The organism is Streptomyces sp. NPDC107575 (genome assembly GCF_055657265.1).
Genome location: NZ_JBVKBG010000007.1, coordinates 206,071 through 222,037, shown reverse-complemented (window position 1 = coordinate 222,037; position 15,967 = coordinate 206,071). Strand labels below are relative to the sequence as shown.

Annotated in this window: 11 protein-coding genes; 3 read left to right on the top strand and 8 right to left on the bottom strand. The window is 69.3% G+C overall.

The window, feature by feature from the left end; all coding sequences use genetic code 11:
• Window positions 1–142: 142 nt before the first annotated feature.
• Window positions 143–1,909: a proteasome ATPase gene (gene arc, locus ACZ7L4_RS33400; RefSeq protein ID WP_450817373.1), complete on the bottom strand. Its 1,767-nt coding sequence runs from the start codon at window positions 1,907–1,909 to the stop codon at window positions 143–145.
• A 263-nt stretch (window positions 1,910–2,172) separates the two neighbouring features.
• Between arc and ACZ7L4_RS33395 the strand changes: the two genes are divergently transcribed.
• Window positions 2,173–2,487: a ferredoxin gene (locus ACZ7L4_RS33395; protein ID WP_472108480.1), complete on the top strand. Its 315-nt coding sequence runs from the start codon at window positions 2,173–2,175 to the stop codon at window positions 2,485–2,487.
• A gap of 79 nt (window positions 2,488–2,566) precedes the next feature.
• Here ACZ7L4_RS33395 and ACZ7L4_RS33390 read toward each other — a convergent pair whose 3' ends face one another.
• From ACZ7L4_RS33390 to ACZ7L4_RS33380, 3 genes are all read right to left on the bottom strand, one after another.
• Window positions 2,567–3,142 (bottom strand): hypothetical protein, encoded by a 576-nt coding sequence (locus ACZ7L4_RS33390; protein ID WP_472108479.1) that lies wholly within the window; start codon window positions 3,140–3,142, stop codon window positions 2,567–2,569.
• A gap of 219 nt (window positions 3,143–3,361) precedes the next feature.
• Window positions 3,362–4,267 (bottom strand): tRNA (adenine-N1)-methyltransferase, encoded by a 906-nt coding sequence (locus ACZ7L4_RS33385; protein WP_266721490.1) that lies wholly within the window; start codon window positions 4,265–4,267, stop codon window positions 3,362–3,364.
• A gap of 46 nt (window positions 4,268–4,313) precedes the next feature.
• On the bottom strand, window positions 4,314–6,140 hold the full coding sequence (locus ACZ7L4_RS33380) for a site-2 protease family protein (protein ID WP_472108477.1): 1,827 nt from the start codon (window positions 6,138–6,140) through the stop codon (window positions 4,314–4,316).
• 178 nt (window positions 6,141–6,318) lie between these two features.
• On the opposite strand from ACZ7L4_RS33380, the gene ACZ7L4_RS33375 reads away from it, so the two are divergent.
• Both ACZ7L4_RS33375 and ACZ7L4_RS33370 read left to right on the top strand, forming a co-directional pair.
• Window positions 6,319–7,218 (top strand): RecB family exonuclease, encoded by a 900-nt coding sequence (locus ACZ7L4_RS33375; protein WP_472108475.1) that lies wholly within the window; start codon window positions 6,319–6,321, stop codon window positions 7,216–7,218.
• Window positions 7,219–7,282: 64 nt separating this feature from the next.
• Window positions 7,283–7,954 (top strand): response regulator, encoded by a 672-nt coding sequence (locus ACZ7L4_RS33370; protein WP_266721484.1) that lies wholly within the window; start codon window positions 7,283–7,285, stop codon window positions 7,952–7,954.
• 68 nt (window positions 7,955–8,022) lie between these two features.
• On the opposite strand, the gene ACZ7L4_RS33365 is transcribed toward ACZ7L4_RS33370, so the two are convergent.
• The 4 genes from ACZ7L4_RS33365 to metH all read right to left on the bottom strand — a co-directional run bounded on the left by ACZ7L4_RS33365 (window position 8,023) and on the right by metH (window position 15,950).
• Complete coding sequence (locus tag ACZ7L4_RS33365; protein ID WP_472108474.1) at window positions 8,023–9,600, bottom strand: ABC transporter substrate-binding protein; 1,578 nt, start codon at window positions 9,598–9,600, stop codon at window positions 8,023–8,025.
• A 71-nt stretch (window positions 9,601–9,671) separates the two neighbouring features.
• Entirely contained in the window at window positions 9,672–11,288 is a 1,617-nt protein-coding gene (locus tag ACZ7L4_RS33360; protein WP_472108472.1) for an ABC transporter substrate-binding protein, read from the bottom strand.
• A 357-nt stretch (window positions 11,289–11,645) separates the two neighbouring features.
• Window positions 11,646–12,341 carry an HAD family hydrolase gene (locus ACZ7L4_RS33355; protein WP_450817380.1) on the bottom strand — a complete coding sequence of 232 codons (696 nt, stop codon included), beginning with the start codon at window positions 12,339–12,341 and terminating at the stop codon, window positions 11,646–11,648.
• Window positions 12,342–12,440: 99 nt separating this feature from the next.
• Window positions 12,441–15,950 (bottom strand): methionine synthase, encoded by a 3,510-nt coding sequence (metH, locus tag ACZ7L4_RS33350; protein WP_472108470.1) that lies wholly within the window; start codon window positions 15,948–15,950, stop codon window positions 12,441–12,443.
• Window positions 15,951–15,967 lie beyond the last annotated feature (17 nt).

Below are 15,967 nucleotides of genomic sequence, written 5' to 3'. Positions count from 1 at the left end.
GGGGAGATCATTTGCGTCATTGGATTCGCTCCGGCTTCGAGCGGTGGGTGGCGTGGTCGGTTCCTGTGGTGCGCCGCGGAGTGCTGCCGCAAAACAGTCGGCTGCGGGTACCCGGTTCGGGCACCCGCAGCCACCCTGTCTTTTACAGGTACTGACCGGTGTTCGCCACCGTGTCGATGGAGCGTCCGGTGTCCGCGCCCTGCTTTCCGGTGACAAGGGTGCGGATGTAGACGATCCGCTCGCCCTTCTTGCCGGAGATCCGGGCCCAGTCGTCCGGGTTGGTGGTGTTGGGCAGGTCCTCGTTCTCCTTGAACTCGTCGATGCAAGCCTGCAGGAGGTGGGAGACCCGAAGTCCCTTCTGGTTCTGCTCGAGGAAGGCCTTGATGGCCATCTTCTTGGCGCGACCGACGATGTTCTCGATCATTGCGCCGGAGTTGAAGTCCTTGAAGTAGAGGACTTCCTTGTCACCGTTCGCGTACGTCACCTCGAGGAAGCGGTTTTCCTCGGATTCGGCGTACATCTGCTCCACGGCCGTCTGGATCATGGCGTGGACGGTGGCCGCCCGGTCGCTGCTGTGCTCGTCGAGGTCGTCGAGGTGCAGCGGCAGGCGCTCGGTGAGGTACTTGCCGAAGATGTCCTTGGCGGCTTCGGCGTCCGGGCGCTCGATCTTGATCTTCACATCGAGTCGACCGGGTCGCAGGATGGCGGGGTCGATCATGTCCTCGCGGTTGGAGGCGCCGATCACGACCACGTTCTGCAGGCCTTCCACGCCGTCGATCTCGGCGAGCAGCTGCGGGACGATGGTGTTCTCCACGTCCGAGCTGACGCCGGAGCCGCGGGTGCGGAAGAGGGATTCCATCTCGTCGAAGAAGACGATGACGGGGGTGCCCTCGCTGGCCTTCTCCCGTGCGCGCTGGAAGACGAGGCGGATCTGCCGCTCGGTCTCACCGACGTACTTGTTGAGGAGCTCGGGACCCTTGATGTTGAGGAAGTAGCTCTTGCCCTGCGCCTGCCCGGTCACTTCCGCGACCTTCTTGGCGAGGGAGTTGGCGACCGCCTTCGCGATCAGGGTCTTTCCGCATCCGGGGGGCCCGTACAGCAGGACGCCCTTGGGCGGCCGCAGTTCGTGCTCCCGGTAGAGGTCCGGGTAGAGGTAGGGGAGCTCGACGGCGTCGCGGATCAGTTCGATCTGGTTGCCCAGGCCGCCGATCTGCTCGTAGCCGATGTCCGGGACCTCTTCGAGGACCAGTTCCTCTACTTCGCTCTTCGGTACGACTTCGTAGACATAGCCGGATCGGGGTTCGAGAAGGAGGGCGTCGCCGGGGCGGATGGTGACGTCCAGCAGCGGCTCGGCGAGCCGTACCACCCGTTCCTCGTCGGTGTGCCCGACCACGAGGGCTCGATCGCCGTCCTCGAGGATTTCCTTGAGGGTGACGATGTCGCCGACGCTCTCGAACTCCATGGCCTCGACCACGTTGAGCGCTTCGTTGAGCATGAGTTCCTGGCCGCGCCGGAGCTCTTCGAGTTCGACGCTTGGGCTCACGTTCACACGGAGTTTGCGGCCGCCGGTGAAGATGTCGGCGGTGCCGTCCTCATTGGCCGAGAGAAAGACTCCGAAGCCTGCCGGCGGTTGTGCGAGCCGGTCGACTTCTTCCTTGAGGGCCACGATTTGGTCGCGGGCCTCTCGGAGTGTGTTGGCGAGCCGCTCGTTCTGGGCGGACACGCCGGCCAGGTTGGTCTGCAGCTCGACGATCCGCTCTTCGAGAATCCTCGTGTGTCGCGGAGAGTCGGCGAGCTTGCGCCGCAGGACGGCGATTTCCTGCTCGAGATAGGCAACCTGCCCGGCAGGGTCTTCGGACCCTCGTCCCGGGCGGATGCCGCGGTTGATGTCGTCGTCGTGGGCTGCCACGGTCCTCACCTCCTCCAAGGGGAGCTGGACGCTTCCAGACCCTACCTGGGCGGGTGTCGATTGAAACCCCTAGATCAAAAAGACGATGGGGTGTGTCCGATCTTCACCCTTGCGCTCTCCCTCACGCCAGGGGAATACCCACCCAACAACATCGGAAAGCGGCCGGTTGTAGGGTCGAAGCGTTCAACACCCGTCAGGCTTGGCCCGACTTGCTCCTCTGAAGGGGTTTTTCGGGGGCCGCGACGCAGGAAACGGCAGGAGACATGAGCGTGCGGCAAGAGGCCGGATCCGGTACCGACAGCGACGTTCCGCTGGAGGTGTGGATCGACCAGGATCTGTGCACGGGCGACGGGATCTGCGCGCAGTACGCTCCCGAGGTCTTCGAGCTGGACATCGACGGTCTGGCGTATGTGAAGAGCGCCGACGACGAGCTGCTGCAGGACGTCGGTGCGACAACGCCGGTGCCGCTTCCGCTTCTCACGGACGTGGTGGCGTCGGCGAAGGAGTGCCCGGGCGACTGCATCCATGTACGGCGGGTTTCGGACAGGGTCGAGGTGCACGGGCCCGACGCGGAATGAACGCGGGGTAGCCCGAAGTGTACGAACGGGCCCCGTTCGCCGGTTTTCCGGCGAACGGGGCCCGTTGCGTTCGGTGCCGTCAGGCGGCGCGGGCCTCGGAGGGCGTGGAGCGGACGAACGACCCGTCCTTCCACTGCCACTTGGCCTTCTCGTGGACGTCCGGGCGGTAGCGGGGCACGGAGTCGGAGGAGTAGCCGTCCAGGGCGGCGAGGACGGATCCGTCCTGTATGGCGAGGGTCGTCGCCGAGTAGTTGTCCTTGGGCTCGACGAGCGTGGCGACGACGCGCGGCTTGGCGCCCGCGGGCTGGGTGAGGACGTAGATGCCGCTGGGCGGCGTGCCGACGCCGGCGTCGCAGCGGACGACGGCGACCGTCTCCGGGCGTCCGTCGCCGTCGAGGTCACCGGCGGCCTTCTTCACGACCTTGGCCTTGACGGGCCCGCAGTCGAGCGGGAAGTGGACGGCGGCGGGGTCGGGGGCGGCGACGGCCGCGGGTCTGTCCGCGGGGGCCTTGTGGCCGGCCTGGGCCGCGGTGGCGGAGTCCGGCTTGAGGAAGCCGGAGACCGCGACGACCGCGGCGAGGGCCGCCGCGGTGGCCAGCCAGTGGATGGGTCGTGTGGTGGTGTGCGCCAGTTCCGGGACGGCGGATTGCTGCACGAGGAGCGTCTCCTGTGAGGGCTGTGCCGGTGGGGGTGGCCAGCATCGTGCCATACGTCACAGTGCGCGGGAACGGCGGGGTCCGTTCTTTCTCAGGTGATATCTGGTCCTGGTGCTGCCGCTTCGCCAACGAACAGGCGCCGCCGCGGAGTTCCCGTTGACGTGGGGAACTCCGCGGCGGCGCTGTCGCGTTGTGCGCTTGTACGTTTTTTTGGTGGCTCAGCGGCCGCGGTTGCCGCCCGCGGCGTTGGGGCCGTCGTAGTCCTCGCCGTAGGCGCCCTTGGCGGGGCGGCGGCGGCGCATGGGCGGCTCGACGCCGTCCGCGAGGCGGCGGGCGGTGAGCAGGAAGCCGGTGTGGCCGATCATCCGGTGGTCGGGGCGGACGGCGAGGCCCTCCACGTGCCAGTTGCGGATCATCGACTCCCAGGAGGTCGGCTCGTTGAAGCAGCCGATCTCGCGGATGGACTCGACGGTGCGGGCGAGCTGCGTGGTGGTGGCCACGTAGCAGCACAGGATGCCGCCGGGGACGAGCGCCTTCTTGACGACGTCCAGGCACTCCCAGGGGGCCAGCATGTCGAGGATGACGCGGTCGACGTCACCGTCGGACAGGTTGTCCTGGAGGTCGCCCACGGTGAGCTGCCAGGCGGGGTGCGGGCCGCCGAAGTAGCGCTCGACGTTGCCCTTGGCGATCTCGGCGAAGTCCTCGCGGCGCTCGTAGGAGTGCAGCATGCCTTGGTCGCCGATGGCGCGCAGCAGGAAGCTGCTGAGTGAGCCGGAGCCCACGCCCGCTTCCACGACGCGGGCGCCGGGGAAGATGTCGGCGAAGGCGAGGATCTGCCCCGCGTCCTTGGGGTAGACCACGGCGGCGCCGCGGGGCATGGACAGGACGTAGTCGGGGAGCAGGGGGCGCAGCGCGAGGTAGGCGACGTTTCCGGTGGTGCGGACAACGCTGCCCTCGGGTGCGCCGATCAGCTCGTCGTGCGGGAAGGAACCCTTGTGGGTGTGGAAGTTCTTTCCCTCTTCGAGCGTGAACGTGTAGTGGCGGCCCTTGGGGTCGGTCAGCTGAACCTGGTCCCCGACCGTGAAGGGCCCGCGCCTGCGGGCGGCACCGGTCGGTTCGGACATGCGAACAGACTACCGGGCTCGGCGGGGGACGCCGACCACAGTGCCGCTACGAGGGGCGGGCCATGGCCTTGACGAAGGCGCGTTCCACGTCGGCGGCGGAGAGGACTCCGTAGATGGCGCCGTTCTCCTCGACGACGAGGTATTCGGTGGCGGGGGTTTCGCGGAGGGTGTCGAGGAGTTCTTCGCCGGCGAGTTCGGCGGAGACGCGCATGCCGTCGGTGAGGTCCTGGGCGAGGCCGCTGACGGGGACCCAGGGGCGGCGGTGCTCGGGGATGCCGACGATGGCGGCCTCGCGGACGAGCGAGTGCGGGTCGCCGTCCGCGTCGACGACGACGAGGGCGCGGGCGCCCGCCTCGTTGGCGCGGCGGAGGGCCTCGGAGAGCGGGGTCTCGGCCTCGACGGGGACGGCCCGCCGGGTGAGGGTGCGGGCGCGCAGGTCGGGGAGGTGTTCGCGCAGTCGCGCCATGCGCAGGCTGTTGCCGGCGCCGGTCCAGATGATCGCGGCGAGGATGGCGGCGAGCAGCGCGTCCATCAGGGTGTCCATGCCGCCGGCCTCTTCGGCGCCTTCGCCGAGGGCGCCGGACTGGGTGAGCAGCGGCAGGCCGATGAGGACGGTGACGGCGAGGGCGCGGCCGACCCAGGCGGCGGCGATGGTGCCGCTCATGGGCTTGCCGGTGAGCTTCCAGACGACGGCGCGGAGCATGCGGCCGCCGTCGAGCGGGAGGCCGGGCAGCAGGTTGAAGGCGGCGACGATCAGGTTGGAGATCATCAGGCCCGCGAGGAGCACGCCGGGGACGGTGCCCGGTTCGACGGCGCGCATCGCCGCGTAGAAGACACCGGACAGGACGAGGGAGAGCAGCGGGCCCACGAAGGCGAGCATGAATTCGCGGCCGGGGGTCTCGGACTCCTTCTCGATCTCGGAGACGCCGCCGAAGAACTGGAGCTGGATGCGGCGCACCGGGAGCTTGTAGCGCAGCGCGACGACGGTGTGCGCCAGTTCGTGGATGAGCACGGAGGCGTAGAAGGCGACGGCGAAGAAGAGGGAGACGAGGTAGCGGGCCGCGCCGAGCTCGGGCAGCACGCGGTCGAGCTGGCCGCCGAAGACCCAGGTGATGAGCGCGGCGACGAGGAACCAGCTGGGCGCGACGTACACGGGGACGCCGAAGGGGCGCCCCATGAGCAGTCCGCCGCGCGGTTCCGGGCGCTTGGTGGGGCCCTTGGTGGCGCCCTTGCGCTTGCCGGAGGTGGCGGCGGCGCGCTCGGGGTGGAGGTCGTGGCGGTCGTAGGGGTGCGCGGGGGGTGCGTCCTGGGGCTGGGTGGCCGGGAGCGTGTCGGCACGGTCAGCGGCCGGGAGCGAGTCGGACCGGTCAGTGGCCGGAGGCGGGTCGGACCGGACCGCGGCCGAGGGCGCGTCGGCGCGGTCAGTGGCCAGAGGCGAGTCGGCACGGTCAGCGGCCGGAGGCGAATCGGACCGGCCCCGGGCCGGGAGCGCGTCGGCACGGTCCACGGCCGAGGGCGAGTCGGACCGGTCCGCAGCCGGAGGCGAGTCGGCACGGTCAGCGGCCGAGGGCGCGTCGGCGCGGTCAGTGGCCGGGAGCGCGTCGGTCCGGTTCGCCGCCGGTTGCGTGTCGGCACGGTCAGCGGCCGGGAGCGCGTCGGCGCGGTCAGTGGCCGGTTCCGTGCCGGAGGCCTCCGCCGCCGTGTGCTTCTCCCGTGCCGCGTGCTCCCGGTCCTCGGTCGCCGCGTGCGGCGCGTCCGGCTCCTGGGCCCCACTGGTTGCGCGGGCTTCGGCCGCGTCCGGCTCGACCGCGGCCGGCGGCCGGGGTGGCGTCGCCTCGCCGGTGCCGGACTGCGGCTGCCCGCTCTCGTCCACGGTGATCCCTCGGTCCCCTCGTTCGAAGCGTTTCCCGCCGTCCGGCGGGACGTTCTGGCGTCGATGGTATGCGGACAGTGCCGACGGGCCCCCGTCGACTCCCCCGCGCCACGCTACGCAAGACGCGGCTCCCGTGCAGGTGCCTGACTGTCAGTGCGGGCCCGTATCGTCGTGACGCATGGAGACCAGCACCGATCAGGCCCCCGCACGGGGCGTGCCCGCCCCGCCGGGGTCGCTCTCGCCGTCGCGCGCGAGCGATTTCATGCAGTGCCCGCTGCTGTACAGGTTCCGGGTGATCGACAAGCTGCCGGAGAAGCCGAGCGAGGCGGCGACGCGGGGCACGCTGGTCCATGCCGTCCTGGAGCGGCTCTTCGACGCGCCTGCGGACGAGCGGACGGCGCCGCGGGCGACCGCGCTGATCCCCGGCCAGTGGGAGCGGCTGCGGGAGTCGAAGCCGGAGCTGGCCGAGCTGTTCGCCGACGCGGGCGAGGGCGAGGAGGCCGCGGGCGAGCGGCTGGCGCGCTGGCTCGGCGATGTCGAGCGCCTCGTGGAGCGCTGGTTCACGCTGGAGGATCCGACGCGCCTCGAGCCGGTCGAGCGGGAGCTGTTCGTCCAGGCCGAGCTGGAGTCGGGCCTGAAGCTGCGCGGGATCATCGACCGCGTGGACGTGGCGCCGACCGGCGAGGTCCGCATCGTCGACTACAAGACGGGCAAGGCCCCGCGCCCCCAGTACGCGGAGGGCGCGCTGTTCCAGATGAAGTTCTACGCGCTGGTGGTGTGGCGCCTGAAGGGGGTCGTGCCGCGCCGCCTGCAGCTCGTGTATCTGGGCAGCGGGGACGTGGTGACGTACGACCCGGTGCCCGCGGACCTGGAGCGGGTGGAGCGCAAGCTGCTCGCGCTGTGGGAGGCGATCCAGCAGGCGACGGAGACGGGCGACTGGCGGCCGCGGCCGACGAAGCTGTGCGGCTGGTGCGACCACCAGGCGGTGTGCCCGGAGTTCGGCGGCACTCCCCCGCCGTACCCGTTGCAGATCGTCCCGGCGCCCGCGGCCGGGGTGGCGGACCTCCCGCAGGCATAGCAGGGCAGAATGGGCCGCCGGGTCTGTTCAGGGATCACCTGACCAAGGATCAAAGGAGAGTTTCGTGGCCATCCGCGTCCTACTGGTCGACGACCAGCCGCTGCTGCGTACGGGCTTCCGCATGATCCTGGAGGCCGAGCAGGACATCGCGGTGGTCGGCGAGGCCGGGGACGGTCTGCAGGCGCTCGACCAGGTGCGTGCCCTGCAGCCCGATGTGGTCCTGATGGACATCCGGATGCCGCGGATGGACGGCGTGGAGGCGACCCGGCAGATCTCGGGCCCCGGCAAGGACGGCCCGGCGAAGGTCCTGGTGCTGACCACGTTCGATCTCGACGAGTACGTGGTGGAGGCGCTGAAGGCGGGGGCCAGCGGCTTCCTGCTGAAGGACGCGCCCGCGGGCGAGCTCGTGCAGGCGATCCGGGTCGTGGCGGCCGGTGAGGCGATGCTCGCGCCGAGCATCACGCGCCGCCTCCTGGACAAGTACGCGGACCATCTCCCGTCCGGGGACGAGCCGGTCCCGGACACGCTGCACACGCTGACGGAGCGGGAGGTCGAGGTGCTGAAGCTGGTCGCGCGCGGCCTGTCGAACGCCGAGATCGCCGCCGACCTGTTCGTCAGCGAGACGACGGTGAAGACGCACGTGGGTCATGTGCTGACGAAGCTGGGCCTGCGGGACCGGGTGCAGGCGGCCGTGTACGCGTACGAGAGCGGTCTGGTCCGCCCCGGCGCGCAGTAGGCCACCGATCGCCCCGCTCGCGGGCCCGCCCCGGCGCGCGGCTGCGGCCGGGGCGGTTTCGTGAGCGGTCAGCCCTTGCTGATCTCCCAGAACCGGAAGACGGTCGACGCGTCGAGGCAGTTCTCGAGCCCGTACACGTCGGACTTGGCGACGGCGTACTGCTTGGCCTGCCAGACCGGCAGGATGGGCAGCTCGTCGGCGACGATGTTCTGCAGCTGCTCGTAGCGCGGGGCCGTGCCGGAGCGGTCGCTCTGGGCGCCGGTCTCGGGGATGATCCGGCCGCTGATGGTGCTGTTGTCGTAGCGGTTGTCGAGGACGTTGCCCTTGCCGAAGAACGGCTGGGTGAAGTTGTCCGGGTCCGGGTAGTCGGGCACCCAGCCCTTGACGTAGACGCCGTACTTGCCGGACTTGATGTCCCGCTCGTACTGGGCGAACTCGACGGACTTCACGTCGGCGTCGAACAGCCCGCTCGCGTTGAGCTGCTTGGCCATGGTCCTCAGCTCGGCGTCGGTGGCGGGGCCGTAGCGCGCGGGCGTGGACCAGAGCGTGAGCTTGACCGGCGTGCTGATGCCGTCGGCGCGCAGCGCGGCGGCCGCCCTGCTCTTCGAGGGGCGGGGCCCGTACTTGTCGAAGAACGCGGTGTTGTGGCCGGTGATGCCCGCCGGGATGATCGAGTACAGCGACGTGGCGGTCTGGTCGTACACGTCGTCGATGAGGGCGTCGCGGTCGATGAGGTGGGCGATCGCCTTGCGGACACCGATCTTGCCGGCGACCGGGTCGTCCATGTTGAAGACGAGGTGCTGGACCTCGGCGCTCGTGCCCTCGATGACGTCCATGTTCTTGGTGCCGGACTTCTGGATGTCGGCGACGTCCTTGGCGGCGAGGCCGCGGTAGGCGAGGTCGAGCTTCCCGGCGAGCAGGGACTTCTTCAGGCCCGCCTGGTCACCGTGGAAGAACTTCATGGTGACGCCGTGGTTCTTGACCTTGGCGGTGCCCTGGTACTTGGCGTTGACCGAGAAGTCGGCCTGCTTCTTGCCGAAGGAGTCGAGCTTGTAGGGGCCCGAGCCGACGGCCTTGCCGTCCGTGCGGAGCTTGTCCGCGGGGTACTCGGTGTGGTCGACGATCGATCCGGCGCCCGAGGCGATCTTGCTGGGGAAGGTCGCGTCGGCGGACTTCAGCTTGAAGGTGACGGTCTTCGCGTCCGGGGTCTCGACCTTGTCCAGCATCGGGAACATGATCGCGGGACCGGCCTCGTCGTTGATCCGCATCATGCGGTCGAAGGAGAACTTGACGTCCTTCGACGTGAGCGCGTGCCCGTTGCTGAACTTCAGGCCGGAGCGGAGCGTGCACGTGTAGACCTTGGTGGCGCTGTCGCTGAAGTGGCACTCCTTGGCGGCTTCCGGCTGCGGCTCGGTGCCTCCGTTGGGGAAGCTGAGCAGCGACTGGAAGACGTTGTTGAACAGCAGCCACGAGCCGGGGTCGTAGCCGGAGGCCGGGTCGGTGGCCTGGATGTCGTCGGACATTCCCATGACGACGGCGTCGCCGCCGTCGGCGGAGTCGCTGTCGTCGGAGCCACAGCCGGTCAGGAGTGCCGCGGCGAGTCCCGCGCCGAGGGGCATGACCAGCCACTGGTTGCGCATTCTCACGTACGTGCCTTGTCGTCGGTCGAGCGGACGGGCTGGGGCCGGCCCGCCAGTGGACCGGCCCCGGGGTGGGCTCAGCCGCTGACGCCGCGGCCCAGCTCCCACAGCTGAAGGACCGAGGAGGCGGACAGCGCCCATTCCACCCCGGTGATGTCGTCGCGGGCGGCGACGTACTGCTTGCCCTGCCACAGCGGGAGCACCGGCACGTCGTCGGCGACGACGTTCTGGATCTGCTGGAGGGGCTTGGACGCGGTGAGCCGGTCGGCCTCGCGGCGCTCGGCCGGGATCAGGTCACTGCGGATCCGGCTGTTGGTGTACGGGGACGCCAGGAAGTTGTCCTTGTCGAGGAACGGCGCGAGGAAGTTGTCGGCGTCCGGGAAGTCCGGGAACCAGCCGAGGCCGTAGACGTCGTACTTCCCCTTGAGCTGGGCGTCGCGGTAGGTGTCCCAGACGTCGCCCTTGATGTCCACGTGGAAGAGCCCGCTGGAGTTCAGCTGCTTCTGGAGGAGCTCGAACTCCTTCTTCGTGCCGGATCCGTAGTGGTCGCTCGTGTAGTGCAGGGTGAGCTTGACCGGGGTGCTGATGCCGGCCTGCTGCAGGATCGAGGCGGCCTTGGTCTTGCTGGGGTCGCCGTACTTGTTGAAGAACGAGTTCTGGTGGCCCGTGATGCCGCTGGGCACGAGCGAGTAGAGCGGCTCGGCGCCGGTGCCGTACACCTCGGAGGCGAGCTCGCCGCGGTCGACGAGCTGCGCCATGGCCTGCCGGACGGCCTTGTCGCGGACGGTGCTCGCCTTGGTGTCGAAGCCGAGGTAGCGGATCTCCATGCCGGGCATCTCGACCAGGTTGATGTTCTTGGGCGCGCCGGCGGTGGTGTCGGAGTACTTCTTGATCTGCTCCGGCGACATGGTGCGCGTCATCATGTCGATGTCGCCCTTCTCCAGCGCCTTGCCCATGGCGTCGGCGCCGGTGAAGGAGTCCAGCTCCACCTTGTCGTTCTTCGGCTTCAACTGACCCTTGTAGTTGGGGTTCTTGGTGAAGACGGTCTTGACGACGGCGTCGTTCTTGACGGTGGCCTTGAGGGTGTACGGGCCGGAGCCGTTCACCTTGAAGCCGTTCCGCAGCTTGTCCTTCGGGTACTCGTCGGGGTCGACGATGCCGGCGGAGGGCGTGGCCAGCTTGTACGGGAACGTGGCGTCCGGGGACTTGAGGTGGAAGATGACCTCGCGGTCGCCCTGCGTCTCGATGGTGTCGATCGAGGAGAGCAGACCGTAGGAGCCGCTGTCGCTCTTGATGTTCCTGACGCGGTCGATGGAGTACTTCACATCGGCCGCGGTGATCGGCTTGCCGTCGGCGAACTTGAGGCCCTTGCGCAGCTTGCAGGCGTAGCGCTCGCTGCCGCTGTCGGAGAATATGCAGCTCTGGGCGGCCTCGGGCACGGGCTCGCCGCTGCCGCTGCGCGGCATCGCCATGAGCGTCTGCACGGTCTGGCGCAGCACGTTCCAGGACCCGGTGTCGTAGGCGTACGCCGGGTCGAACGGCGCGGGGACCTTCCCGGAGGCGATGAACCGGTCCGTGGTGCCCACCTTGATCGCATCGCCGCCCGCGTCTCCGCTGTCCGACCCGCCGCATGCGGCGAGCACGGGGGCCAGCAGACCGATGATGGCCGGCAGCACCAAAGTCTTGCGGTTCATGCTCGAAGTTCTCCAGAGCTGTTGAACCCGCCGGCCCGGCGAAAGGGGTGGGACGCGTGGGCGACGGGAGGGTACGGCGATGTTCTCGCGACGACATTAATGGGCGTGCCGCCGCGGTTCGCGGGCGCGGGAGCGGAGCTTCCATCACGCTGTGGAATCAGGCGTGGACGCACCGAAAACACCTCAGGAGGAAGGTTCGTCGCATGGGGTGGCCAATCGGGACACAAGGGCACCCCGTACCGCACGGAAAGCGGTCGCACAGCACGCGCCCGACGGGCTGTCGACCCCCGTGGAAGTGGGAAAGGTCACACCATCAACGAGCTTGTCGTGCGCACCGATTCAGCCACCCCGCGGACTTCAGGACGTCATGAGTCCCTTCAGGAAAGGCACGTTGACGTGTTCCAGGGAGCGGACGACGGTGCGCCGGGGCGCGGGTTCGATCGGCGACACGGACGGCACGGCGACGACCTGACAGCCCGCGGCCTCGGCCGCCGTGACGCCGGTGGCGGTGTCCTCGATGACGGCGCAGCGCCCCGGCTCGGCGCCGAGTCCCGCCGCGGCGAGCAGGTACGGGTCGGGGTGCGGCTTGGTGCGTGAGACCTCGTCACCGGCCACGGTCAGGCGGAAGTTGGCCGGTCCGAGCGAGTCCAGGACGCGGTCGATGATGCGCCGGTGGGAGGCGGAGACGAGCGCCGCCGGCACGTCGTGCGCGGCGAGTTCGGCGAGGAGTCTCGCGGCCCCCGGCATCAGCGGCAGGGAGCTGCTGATGCGCTTCTCGAAGCCTTCGTTGAGCAGCACGGTCAGCTCGGGCACCGTGATGTCGGCGCCGGTGGCCTCGATGAGGAAGCCGGCGCTGCGGGTCATGGGCCCGCCGACGACGACATGGCGCCAGGCGTCGTCGAGGGCGTGGCCGAGTTCGGCGAAGACGGCCACTTCGGCGTCCCACCAGAATCCCTCGGTGTCGACGAGTGTTCCGTCCATGTCGAGGAGCACGGCCTGAAGGGTGGAGCCTTCGGCCGTTCGGGTACCGAGTGCGGGGACCGTGCTGGTCATCCGTACACCTCCATGAGGGACGAAGAGGCCGGTTGCCCCCTTTCGAGCTCAAGGGGCAACCGGCCTGCGCTGGACCGACCAGTGTACGACTGTTCGGAATTACCGCGCGTTGAAGTACTTCGCCTCGGGGTGATGGATGACGATCGCGTCGGTGGACTGCTCGGGGTGGAGCTGGAACTCCTCGCTGAGCTGGACGCCGATCCGCTCCGGCTCCAGGAGGTCGGCGATCTTCGCGCGGTCCTCCAGGTTCGGGCAGGCGCCGTAGCCGAGGGAGAAGCGGGCGCCCCGGTACTTCAGGTCGAACATGCCCGCCATCTCGTCCGGGTCCTCGCCCGCGAAGCCCAGCTCGGAACGCACCCGCGCGTGCCAGTACTCGGCGAGCGCCTCCGCCAACTGCACGGACAGGCCGTGCAGTTCGAGGTAGTCGCGGTAGGAGTCGGACGCGAACAGCTTCGCCGTCTCCTCACCGATCCGGGAGCCGACGGTGACGACCTGGAGGCCGACCACGTCGATCTCGCCGGACTCCTCCGGGCGGAAGTAGTCCGCGAGGCACAGCCGGCGGCCGCGGCGCTGGCGCGGGAAGGTGAACCGGGTCCGCTCGTTGCCCGCGTCGTCCAGGATGATCAGGTCGTCGCCCTTGGACACGCACGGGAAGTAGCCGTGCACCACGGCCGCTTCCAGCATGTTGTCCGTGTGCAGCTTGTCGAGCCAGCCGCGCAGCCGCGGACGGCCGTCGGTCTCCACCAGCTCCTCGTACGAGGGCCCGTCGCCGGTACGCGCCTGGCGCAGGCCCCACTGGCCCTTGAACAGCGCGCCCTCGTCGAGCCAGGACGCGTACTCCTTGAGCTGGATGCCCTTGATGACGCGGGTGCCCCAGAACGGCGGCTCGGGCACCGGGTTGTCGACCGCGACGTCGGAGCGCACCGGCCCCTCGTCGGGCGTCTCCTCGACCACGACGTCCCGCTTGGGCACCCGGCGCTGCTTGAGCTCCGGCAGGGTCGCGCCGGGCACGCCACGCTTGACCGCGATGAGCGCGTCCATCAGGCGCAGGCCCTCGAACGCGTCGCGGGCGTAGCGGACTTCGCCCTCGTAGATCTCGTGCAGGTCCTGCTCGACGTACGCGCGGGTGAGGGCGGCGCCGCCCAGGATCACCGGGAAGTCGGCGGCCAGCTTGCGCTGGTTGAGCTCCTCCAGGTTCTCCTTCATGATCACGGTCGACTTGACCAGGAGCCCTGACATGCCGATGACGTCGGCGCGGTGCTCGGCGGCCGCGTCCAGGATCGCGGAGACGGGCTGCTTGATGCCCAGGTTGACCACGTTGTAGCCGTTGTTGGACAGGATGATGTCGACGAGGTTCTTGCCGATGTCGTGGACGTCGCCGCGCACGGTGGCGAGCACGATGGTGCCCTTGCCCTCCGAGTCCGACTTCTCCATGTGCGGTTCCAGATAGGCCACCGCGTTCTTCATGACCTCGGCGGACTGGAGCACGAACGGCAGCTGCATCTGGCCGGATCCGAACAGTTCGCCGACGACCTTCATGCCCTCCAGGAGGGTGTCGTTGACGATGTCGAGGGCGGGCCGGTCCGCCAGCGCGTCGTCGAGGTCGGCCTCCAGGCCGTTCTTCTCGCCGTCGATGATGCGCCGCTGCAGGCGCTCCTCCAGCGGGAGGGCCGCCAGCTCCTCGGCCTTGCCGGCCTTCAGGGACTTGGCGGTGGCGCCCTCGAACAGCGCCATCAGCTTCTGCAGCGGGTCGTAGCCCTCCGCGCGCCGGTCGTAGATCAGGTCGAGGGCGGTGGTGACCTGCTCCTCGTCGAACCGGGCGATCGGCAGGATCTTCGAGGCGTGCACGATCGCCGAGTCAAGACCGGCCTTCACGCACTCGTCGAGGAAGACCGAGTTGAGGAGGATACGGGCGGCCGGGTTGAGGCCGAACGAGATGTTCGACAGGCCCAGCGTCGTCTGCACGTCCGGGTGGCGGCGCTTGAGTTCACGGATCGCCTCGATGGTGGCGATGCCGTCCCCCCGGGACTCCTCCTGACCGGTACAGATCGTGAACGTCAGGCAGTCGATGAGGATGTCCGACTCGTGGATCCCCCAGTTCCCGGTCAGGTCCTCGATCAGCCGCTCGGCGATCTGGACCTTGTGCTCGGGGGTACGGGCCTGGCCCTCCTCGTCGATGGTCAGCGCGATCAGCGCGGCGCCGTGCTCGCGGGCCAGCTTGGTGACCTTCGCGAACCGGGACTCCGGGCCGTCCCCGTCCTCGTAGTTCACCGAGTTGATGACGGCGCGGCCGCCCAGCTTCTCCAGGCCCGCCTGGATGACGTCGACCTCGGTCGAGTCCAGGACGATCGGCAGCGTGGACGCGGTCGCGAAGCGTCCGGCCAGCTCCTGCATGTCGGCAACGCCGTCACGGCCCACGTAGTCGACGCACAGGTCGAGCATGTGCGCGCCCTCGCGGATCTGGTCGCGGGCCATCTCCACGCAGTCGTCCCAGCGGGCCTCCAGCATGGCCTCGCGGAACTTCTTCGAGCCGTTGGCGTTCGTCCGCTCACCGATCGCCATGTACGCGGTGTCCTGGCGGAACGGCACCGTCTGGTAGAGCGAGGCGGCGCCCGGCTCGGGCTGCGCGGTGCGGGTCGTGGGCTCCATGCCGCGCACCCGCTCGACGACCTGGCGCAGGTGCTCGGGCGTGGTGCCGCAGCAGCCGCCGACCAGGGAGAGGCCGTATTCGCGTACGAAGGTCTCCTGGGCCTCGGCCAGCTCGGGCGCCGTGAGCGGGTAGTGGGCGCCGTCCTTGCCGAGGACCGGCAGGCCCGCGTTGGGCATGCAGGAGATCGGGATGCGGGAGTGCCGGGCGAGATAGCGCAGGTGCTCGCTCATCTCGGCGGGGCCTGTGGCGCAGTTCAGGCCGATCATGTCGATGCCCAGCGGCTCCAGGGCCGTCAGGGCGGCGCCGATCTCGGAGCCGAGCAGCATCGTGCCGGTGGTCTCGACGGTGACCGAGCAGATCAGCGGGAGGTTCACGCCGGTGGCGTCCAGGGCCCGGCGGGCGCCGAGGATCGCGGACTTGGTCTGCAGGAGGTCCTGGGTGGTCTCCACCAGAAGGGCGTCGGCGCCGCCCGCGATCATGCCTTCGGCGTTGGTCTGGTAGGCGTCGCGCAGCACCGTGTACGGGGCGTGGCCGAGGGTGGGGAGCTTGGTGCCGGGGCCCATCGAGCCGAGAACCCAGCGCTGCTGCCCCGTCTTCTCGGTGAATTCGTCGGCGACCTCGCGGGCGATGCGGACACCGGCCTCGGAGAGCTCGAAGTTCCGCTCGGGGATGTCGTACTCGCTCAGGGCGGCGAAGTTCGCGCCGAACGTGTTCGTCTCGACGCAGTCGACGCCGACGGCGAAGTACTCCTCGTGGACCGAGCGGACGATGTCCGGCCGCGTCACGTTCAGGATCTCGTTGCAGCCTTCGAGCTGCTGGAAGTCCTCGAGCGTCGGGTCCTGCGCCTGCAGCATGGTGCCCATCGCTCCGTCGGCCACCACGACGCGGGTGGCGAGGGCTTCTCGGAGGGCGTCCACACGGGCGCGGGAATCGGATGCGGGCGTTGGCGACGAGGCCATGAAAGTTCTCCCAGAGG

Coding starts and splice junctions, on each gene's coding strand:
- metH (WP_472108470.1), bottom strand. CDS start 15,950: ATGGCCTCGTCGCCAACGCCCGCATCCGATTCCCGCGCCCGTGTGGAC.
- ACZ7L4_RS33395 (WP_472108480.1), top strand. CDS start 2,173: ATGAGCGTGCGGCAAGAGGCCGGATCCGGTACCGACAGCGACGTTCCG.
- ACZ7L4_RS33375 (WP_472108475.1), top strand. CDS start 6,319: ATGGAGACCAGCACCGATCAGGCCCCCGCACGGGGCGTGCCCGCCCCG.
- ACZ7L4_RS33355 (WP_450817380.1), bottom strand. CDS start 12,341: ATGACCAGCACGGTCCCCGCACTCGGTACCCGAACGGCCGAAGGCTCC.
- ACZ7L4_RS33385 (WP_266721490.1), bottom strand. CDS start 4,267: ATGTCCGAACCGACCGGTGCCGCCCGCAGGCGCGGGCCCTTCACGGTC.
- ACZ7L4_RS33360 (WP_472108472.1), bottom strand. CDS start 11,288: ATGAACCGCAAGACTTTGGTGCTGCCGGCCATCATCGGTCTGCTGGCC.